The 16763-nt window shown below is 59.9% G+C and carries 17 protein-coding genes; 8 read left to right on the plus strand and 9 right to left on the minus strand.

The window, feature by feature from the left end; all coding sequences use genetic code 11:
* Positions 1 to 20: 20 nt before the first annotated feature.
* The 7 genes from SynA1560_RS02990 to sufR form a co-directional block, all read right to left on the minus strand.
* Positions 21 to 1454 carry a phosphatidylserine/phosphatidylglycerophosphate/cardiolipin synthase family protein gene (locus SynA1560_RS02990; protein ID WP_186501129.1) on the minus strand — a complete coding sequence of 478 codons (1434 nt, stop codon included), beginning with the start codon at positions 1452 to 1454 and terminating at the stop codon, positions 21 to 23.
* Between the two features lie 55 nt (positions 1455 to 1509).
* Positions 1510 to 1692, minus strand: coding sequence for a hypothetical protein (locus SynA1560_RS02995; RefSeq protein ID WP_186470198.1), 183 nt, complete (start codon positions 1690 to 1692; stop codon positions 1510 to 1512).
* A 10-nt stretch (positions 1693 to 1702) separates the two neighbouring features.
* Positions 1703 to 2773 (minus strand): DUF4912 domain-containing protein, encoded by a 1071-nt coding sequence (locus tag SynA1560_RS03000; protein WP_186501130.1) that lies wholly within the window; start codon positions 2771 to 2773, stop codon positions 1703 to 1705.
* A 173-nt stretch (positions 2774 to 2946) separates the two neighbouring features.
* Complete coding sequence (locus SynA1560_RS03005) at positions 2947 to 3705, minus strand: phycobilisome rod-core linker polypeptide (RefSeq protein WP_186470200.1); 759 nt, start codon at positions 3703 to 3705, stop codon at positions 2947 to 2949.
* Between the two features lie 93 nt (positions 3706 to 3798).
* Positions 3799 to 4389, minus strand: a complete 591-nt coding sequence (locus SynA1560_RS03010; protein ID WP_186501131.1) for a phycobiliprotein lyase — start codon at positions 4387 to 4389, stop codon at positions 3799 to 3801.
* A gap of 68 nt (positions 4390 to 4457) precedes the next feature.
* Positions 4458 to 4847, minus strand: a complete 390-nt coding sequence (locus tag SynA1560_RS03015; protein ID WP_186501132.1) for a hypothetical protein — start codon at positions 4845 to 4847, stop codon at positions 4458 to 4460.
* A complete protein-coding gene (sufR, locus tag SynA1560_RS03020; protein ID WP_186501133.1) occupies positions 4844 to 5518 on the minus strand; it encodes an iron-sulfur cluster biosynthesis transcriptional regulator SufR in 675 nt (224 codons plus the stop codon). Before sufR ends, SynA1560_RS03015 begins: the two co-directional genes overlap by 4 nt.
* 228 nt (positions 5519 to 5746) lie before the next feature.
* On the opposite strand from sufR, the gene SynA1560_RS03025 reads away from it, so the two are divergent.
* From SynA1560_RS03025 to SynA1560_RS03045, 5 genes are read left to right on the plus strand one after another with little or no spacing between them, the layout of a single operon-like run.
* Complete coding sequence (locus tag SynA1560_RS03025) at positions 5747 to 6106, plus strand: ferredoxin-thioredoxin reductase catalytic domain-containing protein (RefSeq protein WP_186501134.1); 360 nt, start codon at positions 5747 to 5749, stop codon at positions 6104 to 6106.
* Positions 6107 to 6111: 5 nt separating this feature from the next.
* On the plus strand, positions 6112 to 7551 hold the full coding sequence (gene sufB, locus SynA1560_RS03030; RefSeq protein ID WP_186470205.1) for a Fe-S cluster assembly protein SufB: 1440 nt from the start codon (positions 6112 to 6114) through the stop codon (positions 7549 to 7551).
* A gap of 50 nt (positions 7552 to 7601) precedes the next feature.
* Complete coding sequence (sufC, locus tag SynA1560_RS03035) at positions 7602 to 8390, plus strand: Fe-S cluster assembly ATPase SufC (protein WP_186501135.1); 789 nt, start codon at positions 7602 to 7604, stop codon at positions 8388 to 8390.
* Between the two features lies 1 nt (position 8391).
* Positions 8392 to 9570 carry a Fe-S cluster assembly protein SufD gene (gene sufD, locus SynA1560_RS03040; protein WP_186501136.1) on the plus strand — a complete coding sequence of 393 codons (1179 nt, stop codon included), beginning with the start codon at positions 8392 to 8394 and terminating at the stop codon, positions 9568 to 9570.
* Positions 9567 to 10847 carry a SufS family cysteine desulfurase gene (locus tag SynA1560_RS03045; protein ID WP_186501137.1) on the plus strand — a complete coding sequence of 427 codons (1281 nt, stop codon included), beginning with the start codon at positions 9567 to 9569 and terminating at the stop codon, positions 10845 to 10847. The genes sufD and SynA1560_RS03045 overlap by 4 nt, the downstream gene beginning before the upstream one ends.
* Positions 10848 to 10859: 12 nt before the next feature.
* Here the strand turns inward: SynA1560_RS03045 and SynA1560_RS03050 are convergent, their stop codons facing one another.
* Positions 10860 to 12293, minus strand: coding sequence for a sodium/glutamate symporter (locus SynA1560_RS03050; RefSeq protein ID WP_255477039.1), 1434 nt, complete (start codon positions 12291 to 12293; stop codon positions 10860 to 10862).
* 103 nt (positions 12294 to 12396) lie between these two features.
* Here SynA1560_RS03050 and mtnA point away from each other — a divergent pair, with 103 nt between their 5' ends.
* Both mtnA and SynA1560_RS03060 read left to right on the plus strand, forming a co-directional pair.
* Positions 12397 to 13509: an S-methyl-5-thioribose-1-phosphate isomerase gene (mtnA, locus tag SynA1560_RS03055; protein WP_186501139.1), complete on the plus strand. Its 1113-nt coding sequence runs from the start codon at positions 12397 to 12399 to the stop codon at positions 13507 to 13509.
* Positions 13502 to 14176 (plus strand): class II aldolase/adducin family protein, encoded by a 675-nt coding sequence (locus SynA1560_RS03060; RefSeq protein ID WP_255477040.1) that lies wholly within the window; start codon positions 13502 to 13504, stop codon positions 14174 to 14176. Before mtnA ends, SynA1560_RS03060 begins: the two co-directional genes overlap by 8 nt.
* Here the strand turns inward: SynA1560_RS03060 and SynA1560_RS03065 are convergent.
* Complete coding sequence (locus SynA1560_RS03065; RefSeq protein ID WP_186501140.1) at positions 14161 to 16089, minus strand: S9 family peptidase; 1929 nt, start codon at positions 16087 to 16089, stop codon at positions 14161 to 14163. The genes SynA1560_RS03060 and SynA1560_RS03065 overlap by 16 nt on opposite strands.
* A 64-nt stretch (positions 16090 to 16153) precedes the next feature.
* Here SynA1560_RS03065 and def point away from each other — a divergent pair, with 64 nt between their 5' ends.
* Positions 16154 to 16759, plus strand: a complete 606-nt coding sequence (def, locus tag SynA1560_RS03070; RefSeq protein WP_186470212.1) for a peptide deformylase — start codon at positions 16154 to 16156, stop codon at positions 16757 to 16759.
* Positions 16760 to 16763 lie beyond the last annotated feature (4 nt).

A 16763-nucleotide genomic window follows, 5' to 3' on the forward strand; every position in this document is an offset into this window, starting at 1 on the left:
TGATACGGGAATTTAGGCCATTATCTCACTTGTTCTTTCAGCTCCTCTCCACCCCCACACCTTGCACGTTGCCGATCAAGCTTGCGTTGTATTCGTAGCGTGATCCCCAGCTCAGCACTGCGCCACATTCGATTCATTTCACGGGTGAAATGCGCAGCAAGCTTCGGTGAGTAGATCACCAGCAGGGTTTCATCGTTGGTGTGTGCTGCAGATGGCGACCAATTGAAGCTCCCGGTGATCACCATTTTGTTGTCGATCACGGCGAACTTGTGGTGCAGTTTGTCGCCACGCGCGAGGCGCGGGGTGCCGATGTTCTTTAACGGTGTAGTCAGGGGTTGATTGCCAGCTTCGAGTTTGCAGAAACGGTCTGGCAGTGCCAGTCCCAGCAGGTCCAGGACCTCTGAAAAGAAGCGGCTGGCAAAACCGGGATCAGCCAGCAATCGGATCGCCACGCCGGCGTTGTGGCGCTCAGCGAGCACGTCGGTCAGTGACTGCGCTGAGAACACGAACAAGGCCATGTCGATGGTTTGTCGTGCTTTGGCCAGCGTTCGGCCAATCAGGTTCAAGCCATGCTCTGGATCCTGTGGGGAATGGGGTGGGAACAGCACTTCCACCCTGATGCCGTCGATGCTTGCGACCTGTGGGCCTCGCCGCTCTTTCCCTCGACCGAAGCGGCTGTTGTTCAGCCCTGAGGGTCCGTCACCCCACATGAGTTCGAACTCCTCGCGGAATATCGCAGCCAGATCCATGCTGTCGATGCTGAGGAGATGATTCACGTTGCCCCGGCTATTCGGGGCACCGACATCACCATGCAATCCCGAACTGGTGAAGTTGGCGCTTCCTGTCACGACACGCCGTTGGTCCACCACGATGAATTTGTGGTGCATCAGGCCGCTCCCGCGACTGCCGTCTTCGGTGTCGTCGATGATCGGTACACCGCCGCGCTTCAGGATGGCAACGGCATCACCTCGCATCCGTTCTTCAGCGCTCAGTTGGCCGTCACGGTTGCGATCGGCGAGCTTTTGGAGTTGATGCAGGCGTTGACGGCCACGGGCCGGCAGGTCTGTGGGGTGCAGCTCGGTCCAGGGCGTGCTGTAAGTGTTCTCCAGAACCACGTGAACCTTCACTCCGTTCTGGCTGGCCTGCACCAAGGCCTCAGCGATGGCGGGCAATGACAGCTCTTGAACGGCCACGAGCAGTTCGTGCTCGGCGCTTTTGATCTGTGCGATCAACGCCTGTTCGAGGTTGTCGCCATTGCGCCATTCCCCCGTGAGCGGATGGCGGTAGCGGCTGCTGTCGCGGTGGTTGAAGTGCAGCGCAATTCCCTTGGGTCTTGGAAGTGGCTCGCTTCCTTGTCCCACCACCTCACCGGGCTGGCTGCAGCTCAACAACAAAAAAGACAGCGTCGAAGCCACAATCGATGCCGCTTTCGGCGGGCATGCTCTTGGGCCCATGGGATCTCACCACTCCTGTGAAGGCAGTGTTCCCCTGTGCGGATGAGTTGGAGGGTTAGTGGGGCATTTCTGCTGTGCTGAGCATGGTCACAAACCAGAGACTGCTTAGCACCAACGCCACGCCCACTCCGGCGCCGATTCCAAGTTTCGCCATGGTCAGAGGGACTAAGACGGGAAAGGCCATCGCTCCCACAAGGGGAGTGATGGCCACAAACCAACGGAGGGTGTTCCGTTTCATGGTCACGAGTTCAGAACCACTCAGCTTTGGCTTCGCTGGCGGGATTGCTGTTGTCTTCCGGTGTCACGCGCTCGAAATTCAAGGTGATGTTGCGCTTCTGTTCGCCATCGGCAGCTGTGGCTTCGATGGCGTACATCTGTTCGCCGTCGCGGAAAGGCACCTGAATGCGGAAGGTACCTTCGTCAGAAAGGGGAACTTCTTCGCCGCCGATGGTGAGGCATGCCGAGGGATCAGTGGCGCCGTAAACGATCAGCTCGGCGTCAGCCACTAACCAGAAGGTGCGCTGGCGAGGGGCAACACCACCCAGACCTGATTCATTGCGTCCGCTGGCCCAGAGTCCAGCGCCGGAATCGCTCAGTCCGCGCTGGTCAACCGCCATGGAGTCTTGCTCATGCAGCACTTCGGAACCCACCCTGCGGCTGCGGAAGTGGGTGGTCGCACTCTGATAGAGACGCTCGTGCAGACCGCTGTCGCTGGGCTCGGCGGGCGGGGCGACTGGCGCGGGAGCGGGAGCTGCCGCTTCGAGGCTGAAGGGAACAAACTGATCGAGAATCTGATCGCTGGGGTGCAAGGCGGGGACGCGGGCCACTGAGGAGAAGGCCAAGGAGATCCAGTTGCTGCCGGAACGAAAACCAAGTTCAACGCGGTAGTCGCGGTCGCACAGAGGGACAGGCAAATACCACTCGGTGCTGTGACTATCGACGGGAACCTCCTGGAGAGTGTGCGGGTGAGACGAACCGTCCTGTAGGCCAGTGACGTCTGCGAGGCGGAGGCTGAGGTGCGCGGCGCCTTCGGCTTGAGCACGACGGCGATCGCTGTCTGAAATTTCCCAAAACACGTAGGCCCATTGGGGATCCCTGGGGAGAAACACCACACGGGTAGTCGCTTGAGACAGTGCGGGTGGTGTGAGTTCAGCTTCAATGGCCTTGAGGTCGCCACCACGACGTTCTTGCCGCTCAGCGATCGCTGAGACCAGGTCTTCTTTGCTCTTGCGGCTGTAGAGAGTGACGCCTAGATCGCTAGCCATCTGACGCAGCTGACGCAGGGTCATGCGGGCGAGGGATGTGATGGCTTGCGTCACGTTCGAACTACCGGGTTTCTTTGGGATCAGTTTGCTGGAGATTTTTCTTTTTCAGGGCGCCAAGAGGCCCGGGGTCAGCATCTTCTGACGGCAATGCCCTTGGAGGGCCTGTGATCAACAAAAAAAAGGAGCCCCGAGGGGCTCCTTTTTGAAGGATTGAGCTGGGCTTGGACTCAGCGGCCGATGCTGCGGAACGGGACCTTGGAGAGGTAATCGATATCGGCGCTGCCGGTCGGTGACGCACCCATCCCGGAGGCCATGCCGCGGACCCAGGGGAGGTAGTCCTCGGTATATCCGCCGCGCTTGCGATTGGCGCGCTCGGGCAGAGCCTTGGCTTTGCCGGTAAAGACGATCTTCGGGAAGCCCAGGATTCCCCGGTAGTACTCGTCGTAGCGAGGCGTGGTGATGTTGAAAGGGGTTTCGCCGAGATCACGGCCAGGCAGTACGCGATTGCGCTGATAAGGCACCGTGTCGTAACCGAAGGCGCTCAAGTATTCCTCGCTGTCGAGCAAGGCATCGACCATGCCTTCGATGCCTTGGGAGGCAATCACGATGGACCAGGAAATCTCTTCCGATTGGCCGTGGGTCTTGCGGCCGAGGATTTTCTGCACAAGGTGGCGCACCACCTTGTAGTTGGAGTTGAAACCGTAGAAAGTCCGCTTGAAGGTGTCAGAGAGGCAGAGCCCACGAATGAAATCGCGGACCGTGATCTGACCGTTCCGAAGCTGGGATTCCAGGAAGGCGTCGCGGTCGCTCTTGAACGCGTGGAAGAACACCTGGCGGTACGCCGACTCGATGACCGTCTCAACGTTGTCAGCGTCCATCGCGATATCCATCTGCAGAGAACGTTCGTTCTCGTCGGATGCAACGCGGATGGGAGCAACACGATTGTTTTGCGTGGTCGGTGCGTACTGCAGGAGAGGAAGAGCCACGCTGTTCGGAACACACTGCAACGATCGTAGAAGTGTGAATGAACGTGCTCCCCGCGGCTCCCTGGGCTACTCACAGTCCGTAACAGTGAGTGCTCACCATCCGAACGGCGAATGCACAGCTGTTGACGGAGCAGTTCCCCCGCTTGAGCCTTCTTCCTTCAATCGGGTCTCAACGCAGAAGGACGCGTTGTTGGACAGGCCTTCCACCGTGCTGGAGCGAATCCGCACATCGACTCCCGAAAAGCTGAAGCGCTCCCAAACGGTCATCATCTCGTAGCTCGTGCAGAGAATCAGGCCATCCCTGTCGTCCATGCTGAACGTGGATGTGGCAGGAGATTTTTCTGCATAGCCCTGGTCTCTGAGCATGGTTCCCGATCGTGCGGACGCGCTGTCGCCGATCAAGGCGAAACAGGTCTCACCGTCGTGGGCATCTCCGTCGCGATCCCAGGCCATGGAAGCGCTCCAGCGCACATGGCTTCCTCCGATGATCCGATCTGGGTTTTGGCCGTGCTGACGGGCCATCTCAAGCAGCCGTGGATCGTCGATCTCCAGGTCGTCCACAACGATCAGAGATCCGCCGGCCTCTGCGCGACGGTGCAGCAGGTGGTGCACGCTGCGTTGGGATCGCCAGCTGCCGCAGCTCAGGCGGAAAAAGGTCGGCGCATCGGGGATGTCCAGGGTCATCAGCGTCGAATGCAGTCGTTTGGATGATCGCAGGACGCAGTCGTCAACGTGATGGCCTGATCGCGAAGTCACGATGACTTGGAGCTTTCTAGCCGTTGCCTGCTGTCGCTCTCGCTGTGGCGTATGAGATCGTTCAGGCTGAGCTCGAGAGGGCTGATGCCTAGGTTGTTCGCCAGATCTTCCAGCTGTATTGCGATCACAGTGAACTGGATCATCAGGAGCTCCAAGAAGTCGGGGTCGTCGACCAGTTGCGGCTGCTGCTTGCACCAGCTCTGCCAGCGTTGGCGGTTGGGAAGCGGTCCCTGAACAACAGGGCGAGCCATGTGCTGGAACGTGGCAAGGCAGTGAGCCTGCAGCCTGAGGTGGTGACGATCCAGTGTGGGCAGCAAGGTGGCTTCGATCGCTTCGATCTGTTCACGGGATAGAGGTCCTGTCCCTGGGATCGCGTCACTGGTCATGCGTGAAGGTCTGACTTCGGCTGGGGGAGCGGATTGGCCTGGGGTTTGATTTCAAATCCACAGGAGTGTCCGGATTCCAATCGCCAGTGAACCCGTTCCACTTGGCAGTCCTGAAAGGTCATGCGAATCACTAGTAATTCCTGATCACAGACCGCTGGATGCTCTTCGGCAATCCGCTGGACGGAACAGTGATACTCATTGATGCACCACCCCAATCCGTCGGTGGCTGGCACCATTTCGCTGACATACCCTTCGTTGCTGCGCAACTGAACCAGGATGCGGATGCGTTCTTCGAGGGAGCCATCGCCGAGTTGACGTCTGTAAAGGTCCGCTTTATGCAGAGCCTGGCTGTTGAGCAGCGTGGCCAGGGTTTCGGCTGGGAGACTCGTGACCATTGACTCCAGCAGGTCGATGGCGAAGGTTTCGCTGCCGTCTGGAAAGTGCTGATGCCCTTGTTGCGTGAGTCGCCATTGGTTGGAGGGACGTCCTGGCCCTGCTGACACCGCACTTGATTCCACCAACCCTTCATCTTCGAGGGTGCGTAGATGCCTACGCATGGCTTGCACAGAAATATTCAGCTGACCCGCAAGGGCAGACGCACTGACTTGACCCTGCCTCAGGAGCAGGGCCAGCGTCGCTTCACGTGTGGGAGCTTGCGCGGACGCGCCCATGGATTCAGGACGATACGGTCACGATGCCACGGGATCAAAGCAACTGCCTTGGGATTCAATTCAGATTTTGTCGAGACCTGGATCGGTCGCCATTGAGGGAGCGGTTGGGATCCAGGGTCCGTCACAATGAGCTCGACGTCGGGTGCCCGATCCGTGCCCTAGGCTCCGAATACGAAACTTTTCTGTTTCGTATCTCCCCGGCTTCGTTCCTCTGCCAGTTTCGTTGTCATGACTGAGTCCCCTGCGGGCAACCAAGAACCGACCGCGGAGAGCCTTGAAGTGATCCGCAAGTTTGCTGAAACCTATGCCCAGCGGACAGGCACCTATTTTTGCAGCGATCCCGGTGTGACGTCCGTGGTGCTGAAAGGTCTTGCGCGCCACAAAGATGATCTGGGAGGTGCGCTGTGCCCCTGCCGCCATTACGAGGACAAACAGGCCGAGGTATCGCAGGCCTTCTGGAATTGCCCCTGCGTGCCAATGCGAGAGCGCAAGGATTGCCATTGCATGCTCTTCCTCACTGAGGACAACCCGTTCCGTGGTGAGGAGCAGACGATCACCACCGAAACCATCCATGCCACTGCAGGCTGAGTGACATGACATCCACCTCCACCCGTGATCTCGTCAGCAAGCCGTACAAATACGGCTTTGTCACGGACATCGAGACCGACAAGATCGCCAAGGGTCTCAGCGAGGAGGTGGTGCGTCTGATCTCCAAGAAAAAGGAGGAACCTGATTTTCTTCTTCAATTCCGCCTGAAGGCCTTCCGGCACTGGTTGACCCTTGAAGAGCCGGATTGGGCTGAGTTGGGTTATGACCCAATCGATTATCAAGACATCGTTTATTACGCAGCTCCCAAGCAGCAGGAGAAAAAAACCAGCCTCGATGAGGTGGATCCCAAGCTTTTGGAAACCTTTGACAAGCTCGGTATTCCGCTGAGCGAGCAGAAGCGTCTGAGCAACGTGGCCGTGGATGCTGTCTTCGACAGCGTCTCGATTGCCACCACTTACAAGGAGAAATTGGCAGAGCACGGGGTGGTCTTTTGCTCCTTCAGTGAAGCCGTGAAAGAGCACCCCGAGCTGATTGAGCGTTATCTCGGCACTGTTGTTCCTAGCAATGACAACTATTTTTCCGCACTGAATTCTGCCGTTTTCAGTGACGGATCCTTCGTCTTTATCCCAAAGGGTGTGGAATGCCCGATGGAGCTTTCCACCTATTTCAGGATCAATTCAGGGGATACCGGTCAGTTTGAGCGCACTTTGATCGTTGCAGAAGAAGGTGCGTCGGTGAGCTATTTAGAAGGCTGCACCGCTCCGATGTTTGACACCAACCAGCTGCACGCGGCGGTGGTGGAACTCGTGGCTCTTGATGATGCGTCGATCAAATACTCCACGGTTCAGAACTGGTATGCCGGTGATGAAAATGGTGTTGGCGGCATCTACAACTTTGTGACCAAACGTGGCCAGTGCCGTGGTGATCGAAGCCGGATCAGCTGGACACAGGTGGAAACTGGGTCTGCCATCACTTGGAAATATCCCAGCTGTCTTCTTCAGGGTGCCGATTCCGTCGGAGAGTTCTATTCCGTGGCACTCACCAACAACCGTCAGCAGGCTGATACCGGAACAAAAATGGTTCACATCGGTCCCCGAACCCGTTCCACGATCGTGAGTAAGGGCATCAGTGCTGGGCAATCGAGCAATAGCTATCGGGGTCTGGTGCAGATGGGGCCGAAAGCCAAGGGTGCTCGCAACTACAGCCAGTGCGATTCGATGCTCATCGGCGATCAAGCTGCCGCCAATACTTACCCCTACATCCGTTCGCAGCAGCCTCAGGCTGCGATCGAACATGAGGCCAGCACCTGCCGCATCTCTGAAGATCAGCTGTTTTATCTCCAAAGTCGAGGCATCGGTTTTGAAGAGGCGGTTTCGATGATGGTGAGCGGCTTCTGTCGGGATGTGTTCAATCAGCTTCCAATGGAATTTGCTGCTGAAGCCGATAAGTTGTTGGCGCTCAAGCTTGAGGGTTCTGTGGGCTGAGTCTTTCTTTTCCCATCTCTATTCATCGTTTCTCATTTTTCATCTCTTCCGTGATTCGTTCAGACGCCGAGTTGCTCCTAGATATCACCGACCTGCATGCTTCGGTTGACGACAAGCCCATCCTCAAGGGCGTCAGTTTGCAGGTGCGAGCCGGCGAAATTCATGCCGTGATGGGGCGCAACGGCAGCGGCAAAAGCACGTTGTCGAAAGTTCTCGCAGGTCATCCCGCTTACCGTGTAACTGCTGGAACTGTGCGTTATCGCGGCGAGGATCTTTTTGACTTGGAGCCTGAAGATCGTGCCCGTCTGGGCATCTTCCTTGGTTTCCAATATCCAGTGGAAATTCCGGGCGTCAGCAACCTTGAATTTCTACGCGTCTCCACCAATGCTCGGCGTGATAAGCAGGGGCAAGAAGAACTCGACACCTTCGATTTTGAAGATCATGTGCGCGAGAAGCTCAACGTGGTCCAGATGGACCCAGCCTTCTTGGAGCGCAGTGTGAATGAAGGCTTCTCCGGCGGCGAGAAGAAGCGCAACGAGATTCTTCAGATGGCTCTCCTTGAGCCTGTGGTGGCAATCCTTGATGAAACGGATTCCGGCCTTGATATCGATGCTCTCCGCATCGTCGGCGGGGGTGTGAATCAGTTGGCGACGCCCAACAACGCCACACTGCTGATCACCCACTACCAGCGTCTACTCGATGAGATCACTCCGGATTATGTGCATGTGATGGCAGCGGGTCGAATCCTGCGCACCGGTGGTCGTGAGCTGGCACTCGAGCTCGAGGAAACCGGATACGACTGGGTGGATCAGGAACTGGCTGCTCAGGGGGTGGCCTGATATGGCCAACAGTGTGCTCGCACCAGTCCAGGAACGCGGTCGTGCGGCCCTCGAACGGATGGGCCTGCCGACCCGTCGGCAGGAGCCCTGGCGACTGACCGACCTGAAGCGGCTTGAGTGCATGGCGGCGTTGCCGCTCAGTGCAGATGCCAGTGATGGATCATTGCCGTTCAGTGCTGATGGCGTGTTGCGTCTCGTTCTGAATGGTCAGGCCAACCCTCTTGAGGGTGTGACCTTGCCGCCCGGCATCAGCGTCCTCTCCGAAGCAGAGCTCAAACAGGCTCTCGGGCATACGCTCGACCGCTGTGGCTGCGCCGAGGCTTGGCCTGTGGAGTTCAACCACGCCAGAAGCCGTCAGGTGCTGGCTCTGCGCATTCGTGGTTCGGTTCCACCGCTTGAAGTCGTGCTGACCGGTGGCGATGGACTCACAGCGACGCGCGTGCTCCTTTTGCTTGAAGAGAAAGCCTCGCTCGATCTGTTGGAGGTGGTGCTCGCAGATGGGACCAACGCTCACAGCCACGTGATCGAAGTCCATCTGGGTCAGGAATCCCAATTGCGACACGGCTTCCTCGCGATGTCTAGCGGAGCCGCCTCTCTGTTGACTCATTGCGCTGTGGAGCAAGAGCCCCGCAGCCGCTATGCCTTCACGTCGGTGGTGCAGGGCTGGTCGCTCGGCCGGTTGGAACCGCGCGTCGTTCAGGTGGATGGACAGGCCACCACCACCATCAAAGGGTTGGCAGTCACCAGCGCAGAGCAGCAGCTCGCCACCCACACATCGGTGAGTTTCAACGGCCCTGAAGGCGAGCTGGATCAACTGCAGAAATGTCTGGCGGCCGATCGTTCGCACAACATTTTCAACGGTGCCATCAACGTTCCTCGCGAAGCGCAGCGCACCAATGCCGCTCAGCTCAGCCGCAATCTTCTTCTCTCCGATCGCGCCAGAGTCGACACCAAGCCTGAACTAGAAATCGTTGCTGACGATGTGCGCTGCGCTCATGGCGCGACGGTCTCGCAACTTCAAGAAGACGAGCTCTTCTATCTCCAGAGTCGAGGCATCGGTGCTGCTGACGCCGCAGCATTGCTTTTGCGTGGAGCCTGCCAGGAGATCATCGGGCAGCTGCCGGAAGCGGCCCAAGTCTGGAGCCCGCTGGAGCGGGTCATGGAAGGACTGAGCTCATGACGCTGATGCAGTCAGCTCAGTCGCAGGCGGATCTCGGCGTCTTGCTGGCCCGGACCCGTGCCGATTTCCCGATCTTGGATCAGCAGGCTTCGGATGGCAGGCCGCTGGTTTATTTGGACCACGCTGCCACCAGCCAGAAGCCGCGTCAGGTGCTTGAGGCTCTGCAGCGTTACTACAGCGCCGACAACGCCAACGTGCACCGTGGTGCCCACCAGCTCAGTGCCAGGGCAACCGAGTCGTTCGAGGCAGCCCGCTCGACAACCGCTGATTTCGTTGGTGCAGCCAGCGCCACTGAAATCGTGTTTACCCGCAATGCCACTGAGGCAATCAACCTTGTGGCGCGCACCTGGGGTGATGCCAATTTGCGCGAAGGCGATGAGGTGCTGCTCACGCTGATGGAGCACCACAGCAACCTGGTGCCTTGGCAGCAGCTGTCTCAGCGCACCGGTTGTGTGCTTCGTCACGTCGGCGTCACTGAGACTGGTGAGCTGGATCTCGATGATTTCCAAGCCAAGCTGAGCCCGCGAACCCGCCTGATGAGCCTTGTGCACATCAGCAATGCTCTGGGCTGTTGCAATCCGCTGGACGTGATCATTCCTGCGGCGCATGCCGTCGGCGCTTTGGTGCTCGTGGATGCCTGCCAGAGCCTGGCTCACAAGCCCATCAACGTGGCGTCTCTCGATGTTGATTTCCTTGTGGGCTCGTCCCACAAGCTCTGCGGACCTACGGGGATGGGCTTCCTGTGGGCACGGCAATCGCTTCTTGAAGAGATGCCGCCGTTACTCGGCGGCGGCGAGATGATTCAGGATGTGTTCCTCGATCACAGCACCTGGGCGTCGCTCCCGCACAAGTTCGAGGCGGGAACACCAGCTATCGGTGAAGCTGTGGGTATGGGTGCCGCCATCCGTTATCTGCAGTCCATCGGGCTAGACACCATTCAGGCCTGGGAAGCCCAGCTCACGGGGCATTTGTTTGAACGCTTGCGGGGTATCGACGGACTGCGCATTCTTGGGCCGACTCCTGATCAGCAGTCCGGTCGCGGCGCCTTAGCCACCTTCCTGGTTGAGGGCGTGCATGCCAATGACATCGCCGCCATGCTCGATCTGTCGGGCATTTGCATCCGCAGTGGTCATCACTGCTGCCAGCCTTTGCATCGCTATTACAACGTGACCGGTTCTGCGCGAGCGAGCCTCAGTTTCACCAGCACGGTGGATGAGATTGATCGCTTTGCGGACGAACTTCAGAGCGTGATCGCGTTTTTCCGCGAACACGCCTGAAGCATCCGCTCATCACGCTGGTGCGTCGCTGTTGGTGCGACGGCGCCCAAGGCGCAGACCCAACAGCAGGGAGGTCAACGTCAGCACCAACGCTGCAGCGCTGAAGCGAGGCAGTCCCCAGCTGACAATCAGTAGAGGTGAGAGTGCGGTCACCAAGCCTCCACCCAGAAAGGGTTCAAACAGCAGTTGCTTGAAGGAAAAGGCTTCCATGGCTCTGCTGCGTCCCCATGGATCGGCCATGCGCAGCAGCAGCAGTCCTGTGGCGGTCACGCCCGTTGCCTGACCGAAATCGGCGATGCCTCGTTCGAACCAGTGATCGCGGAAGATGCGCGGCGCTAGCCAGAGGAAAGCGCAGACGTTCCAGCTCAATCCCGCGATGGCCAGGGCCAGGAAGGGGATCCAGTTGTCTTCGAGCAACGGCAGGTTCAGGCTCGCCATCGCTGCCGTGATCAGCAGATCCATGGCGAGAGATCCCACACTGGCCTGAGCCACAGCGGACACCAGCTGTGTCTGCTGGGCGCGTTGCAGGATCATCTGCACGATCAGGCCTCCCACCATGGTCAGAGGGAATACGGGAATGGCCTGGAGCAGCTTGGCGGTTTCGGGTCCACCGAACACTCCCCCCAATCCGGTGAGACTGGCTTTGAGAAGGATGCCCAGACCCACCGCACCTCCGGCGAGCGCCACATTCACGGTCAACGAGTCGATGGTCATCGACCGGGCTGATTCCGGCTGGATCGTGCCTGCTGCACGTTCCAGATTCAGACGCTCATCGGCGGAGATGGGGTCCTGGTCTGTGCTCTTCAAGCCCTTGCGAGTGCGCCCGGTGGCGGTGGTGCCGTCTGGATCTCCGCTCACCAGCCAGTTGCGTCCGCGCCCGATCACCACGAGGGCGCTCCCCAGCAAAACGGCCGTGAGCACGCCCACGGTTGCCATGGCCAGACCCAGCGTTTCACCAGCCGGAAGCCCGAGTTCGGTGAATGTCGCTCCCATCCCTGCCGCCGTGCCATGGCCGCCTTCGAAGCCCACTTCGATCAGTGCCGCCAACAAGGGGCTCGATCCGAGCAGAGGCTGGAGCACCAGCAGAACTAATAGGCCTCCCACCAGGTACTGGCCGAAGCCGAGCACCATGCCGAAGGCGGTCTGCCCTGCCGCCCGATTCCAGATCACTCGAGGGCTCGGCAAGGTCTGGCCGAGGAACAGCGTTGCGAAGACCAGTGCAATCAACACTCCAGGGGTTTGACCCCAGATCCGGTAAACCCGCTCAGGAAAGATGGACCAGGGACCGAAAGGACCGATCAACAGTCCGAGCAGTCCTGCCACGAGGGCTTCCGGAATGCCCAGAACCCTCAGCCAGCGCAGCCTTTGCCGTAAGGCCATCCCCAGGAGCAGCAGCAGACTGAGCCCGGAGAAGGCCACGAGAACATCAAACAGCTTGAGTTCCAAGCCCGCATTGCAAGTGTGGGCAGGTTGCCATCTCCCGTGGTGCGCTGGTCGTGGCGGGAAGCGGGGAGGCAAATTGATCAAGGTTCTCCGTTCACCCCCGCGCATGAACATTGACGGTCAGGCCTGGCGCACTATCGGCCTGGAACCGGATGGTCGATCGGTTTGGGTGATTGATCAGACGCAGCTTCCTCATCACTTCTGCACCCGCACTCTTACCAGTTGTGACCAGGCGGCCTCTGCGATCAGCACGATGGTGGTTCGCGGGGCTCCGTTGATCGGCGTGACGGGTGCCTATGGCCTGATGCTTGCGCTACAGGTCGATCCCAGCGATGCGGCTTTGGTGGCGGCCTTCGATCAGCTCAATGCCACCCGTCCGACGGCGATCAATCTTCGCTGGGCCCTGGAGCGGGTGCGTGACCGTGTGATCTCGTTGCCCCTCAACGAACGTGCGGCAGCCGCTAGGGAGGAAGCCGGTTTGATTGCGGATCAGGATGTGGCCATGTGCTCGACCATCGGTGATCACGGTCTCGGGCTGTTCCAGCAGTTGGCGGCGGCTCGTCCCCCTTCCCGTCAGGATCAGCCGTTTCAGGTGCTGACCCACTGCAATGCCGGCTGGCTTGCCACCGTGGACTGGGGGACAGCTTTGGCGCCGATCTACAAGGCCCATCGCGCTGGGCTGAAGGTGCACGTGTGGGTTGATGAGACCCGCCCCCGCAACCAGGGCGCTTCCCTCACGGCCTACGAACTTGCCTGTGAAGGGGTGCCGCACACCGTGATCGTCGATAACGCGGGTGGTCATCTGATGCAGCACGGAGAGGTGGATGCAGTGATCGTGGGCACCGACCGCACCACCCGCCGTGGGGATGTGTGCAACAAGATCGGCACCTATCTGAAGGCGCTCGCAGCCCACGACAATCACGTGCCCTTCTATGTGGCGTTGCCCGCCTCCACTATTGACTGGACCCTGGATGACGGTGTCGCTGAGATCCCTATCGAAGCGCGGTCCGCCGCTGAGGTGACGGCGATTCAAGGTCGGGTGCTCACAGGGGGCGCTGCCGGTGAGCTGGCTCAGGTGCAGCTCACGCCGGATGGGAGTGATGGATTCAATCCAGCCTTTGATGTGACTCCAGCACGGCTGGTCACGGCCTTGATCACCGATCGCGGTGTTGCCGAAGCCAGCGAGCCGGGGCTTCAGGGGTTGTACGGCTGTGGCTGATCCACAGCACCAGCTGCTGCTGCGTCAGCAGCTGGTGAGCGTCGGTCGTCGCATGAACGACATCGGTCTCAATCAGGGAACTTCTGGAAATCTCTCCGTACGCATCGAGGGCGGGATGTTGGTCACCCCGAGCTCGCTTCCCTATGAGCAGATGCAGGCCAATGATCTGGTGGCCCTTGATCTGAAGGGGCAACCGCTGCAGTCAGGCCAGCGACGACCGTCATCCGAATGGCGACTGCATGCGGATGTGCTCGCTTCACGCCCCGAAGCGATGGCCGTGCTTCATTGCCATCCCATCCATGCCACCGCTCTGGCATGTCATGACCGCGGCATTCCCGCCTTTCACTACATGGTGGCTGTGGCCGGAGGGGACGACATCCGCTGTGCTCCTTACGCCACCTTCGGCACCGCTGAGCTGTCGAACCACGTGGTGACAGCTCTGGTGCAGCGCCATGCCTGTCTGCTGGCCCGGCATGGACTGGTGACCTTGGGCGCTGATTTGGAGGCGGCTCTGCGGTTGGCGGTGGAGGTGGAGACTTTGGCGCGAATGTATTTGCAGGCTCTCCAGCTGGGCGCTCCTCCGCTGCTGACAGCAGCGCAGATGCAGCAGGTTCATGCCCAATTCAAGGGCCTGCACTACGGACAACAGGATCAGAGTCCGAGGTGATGACGGAAGAACGTTTCCGTGGCTTCCAGAACTTGGACCTTCACCGCGCTGTCTCGGAAGCCGTGGCCTTCTTCGGCGAAGGTCTGCACGTCAACCGGGATGCCCTTGGCCCTAAGGGCGGCTGCCATCCGTTCGGTCTGCTCAGGAACGACGACCTTGTCTTGCAGGCCCTGGAAAAAGATCACGGGGCATCGAATCCGATCGGCATGCTGCAGTGGTGAGCGTTCCTCGTAATGCGACTGTTCCTGCGGCCATCGACCCACCAGGGTGTCGAGATACCGCGCTTCAAACCGGTGGGTTTCCTTGGCTAAGGCACTGAGGTCACTCACTGCGTAACGACAGGCTCCAACGCGGAAGACATCGGTGAAGCAGAGGCAGGCCAGGGTGGTGAAACCCCCGGCACTGCCTCCTTCAATGGCGATCCGCTCCGGGTGTGCCTTGCCGGCTTGCACCAGTGTCGTTGCGGCGGCGGCACAGTCCTGCACATCCACCACCCCCCAACCGTTATTGAGACGTTCCCGGTAGGACCGTCCAAAACCGGTGGAGCCTCCGTAGTTGACATCCACCACCCCCCAACCGCGGCTGGTCCAGAACTGAATGCCCAGGTTGAGGCCGCGGCGGGCCATGGCGGTGGGTCCGCTGTGGCTCTTTACCAGCAAGGGCGCTTCTTGGTTTGCGCCTGCGTTGGGCGGGTAATACCAGGCATGGGTGCGCTGACCGTTGGCGCCTTCAAACCACAATGGTTCCGCGGTGCTGATGGCGTCAGGCTCCAACACCGCCTCGGTGGCAGGGGTGTGCCACCACGTGCCGCTGTGAAGGTCCAGCTCCAGGAGCCCCTGGCCGATGCTGTTGTTGCTGGCGATGGCCACGGCTCGTCCGGCATCGGCATCAAGATCCGCAAGGTCGTCGAAGGGCTGAGCCACCGGGCTGGTGCCGCCATCACTGGACAGCCGTGTGAGCTGCCAACGCCCCTCGGTGCAAATCGCAGCCAGCAAGTGAGTGCCATCCCAGGCGGTGGTGCGCATGCCGAACACCCACTGGGGCATGGCGGTTTCCGCCTGCATCGGCCAGGGACGCGCCCAGTTCTGGTCGTTATCAGAGGCACTGGCACTGCCGTGGTTGGCTTGGCGTAAGAGGTTCCACCAACCGCTTGAATCCTCCGCAGCCACCAAGGTTCCGTCTGGCAGCCAGAGGGGTTGAAACACGGAGATGCGCTTCTTTGCGCTGGGGCGGCTGCCTGCCAGGGTGTGGTGGTTCCCAAGTTGGCCTTGGGTGTCGATCGAGGCGCAATGCAGCTCTGAGGCATCCCAGGGCATCGCCGGCTGCTGCCATTCCACCCAGGCCAGCTGTTGAGCATCTGCACTGATGGCTGGATAGCCGGCGAAATCAGCGGCGCTGTGCAGCACGAGCGGTTCTTGATCGCTCCGATTCAGAGCAGCGCTCACGAGGTGGTCGCGTTCATCCCGCTCCAGCACACCAAGCCACCGCTGTCGCTGCAGATCGATCACGCCGCCTCCCAGAGAACCCGTGCCTGGTGCAGTCAGGCGTGTGGGCGCTGATGCGGCTGTGAGGGCCCTTGGCTGCGGCGATAGCAATCCTTGCCAGCTCTGCTGCCAGAGGCAGCGGTCCTGGTCGTCAACCCAGATGAGGAGCAGTTCGTCCCCGTTCGCTGCTGCGGAAAGAGGCCCACCGCCGTATTCATGAATGCGGCAGCGCAGGTTGATGGGTGCCGGTGTTAGTTCCTGGGGCGTGATGTCGGGCTGGCCCCAGGGCCTGATCAAGGCCGTGGTGCGCCCTTTCTCTTGAGGGCGCTGTTCCAGCCACAGCACCCAGTTCCCCAGCAGTCGGGGCTCTTTGAACGCCGGAGACCGTCCGAGGGCAGTCCGGGCGGAGAGAGGCTGGGGACGGCTCATGGGAACGTTTCGTGCTCAGAGGAGACTGCCTAAGATCAGCGCAGACAGGACGCAGGTTGAGACCTTGGCAAGGAGCTTCGCCCAGTTGGCACGATCTGCGGAAAAATCCGGCTCGACGGTGGCTGTCCCGAAGACACCTCTTGAAGTTCCCCCGCTTGAGATCCACACGCTTGGCGATGACGTCTTGCGTCTCGATGCCCGCCGGATCGGCAAGGTGGATGCGACTGTGCGCGATCTGGCCCGCGACATGTTGCGCAGCATGTACACCGCTCGTGGGATCGGCCTGGCGGCGCCTCAGGTGGGAGTCCATAAGCAGTTGCTGGTGATCGACCTGGATCCGGAGAACGCCAGCACGCCACCGTTGGTGCTGATCAATCCTGAAATTGTTTCCGCCAGCGCCAGCCTTGACACCTACGAGGAGGGCTGTCTGAGCATTCCCGGGGTGTATCTCGATGTGGTGCGTCCCAGTGCTGTGCAGGTGAGCTACCGCGATGAGATGGGGCGTCCCCGCACCATGAAGGCCGATGGATTGATGGCCCGCTGCATCCAGCATGAGATGGACCATCTCACCGGCGTGCTGTTCGTGGACCGTGTCACGGATGTCGGGGGACTCGACAAAGAATTAAAGGATCATGGCTTCCAGTCCTCTGACGTTCGCGCCCTCTCCTGATCCC

The organism is Synechococcus sp. A15-60 (assembly GCF_014280095.1).
GTDB lineage: Bacteria > Cyanobacteriota > Cyanobacteriia > PCC-6307 > Cyanobiaceae > Synechococcus_C.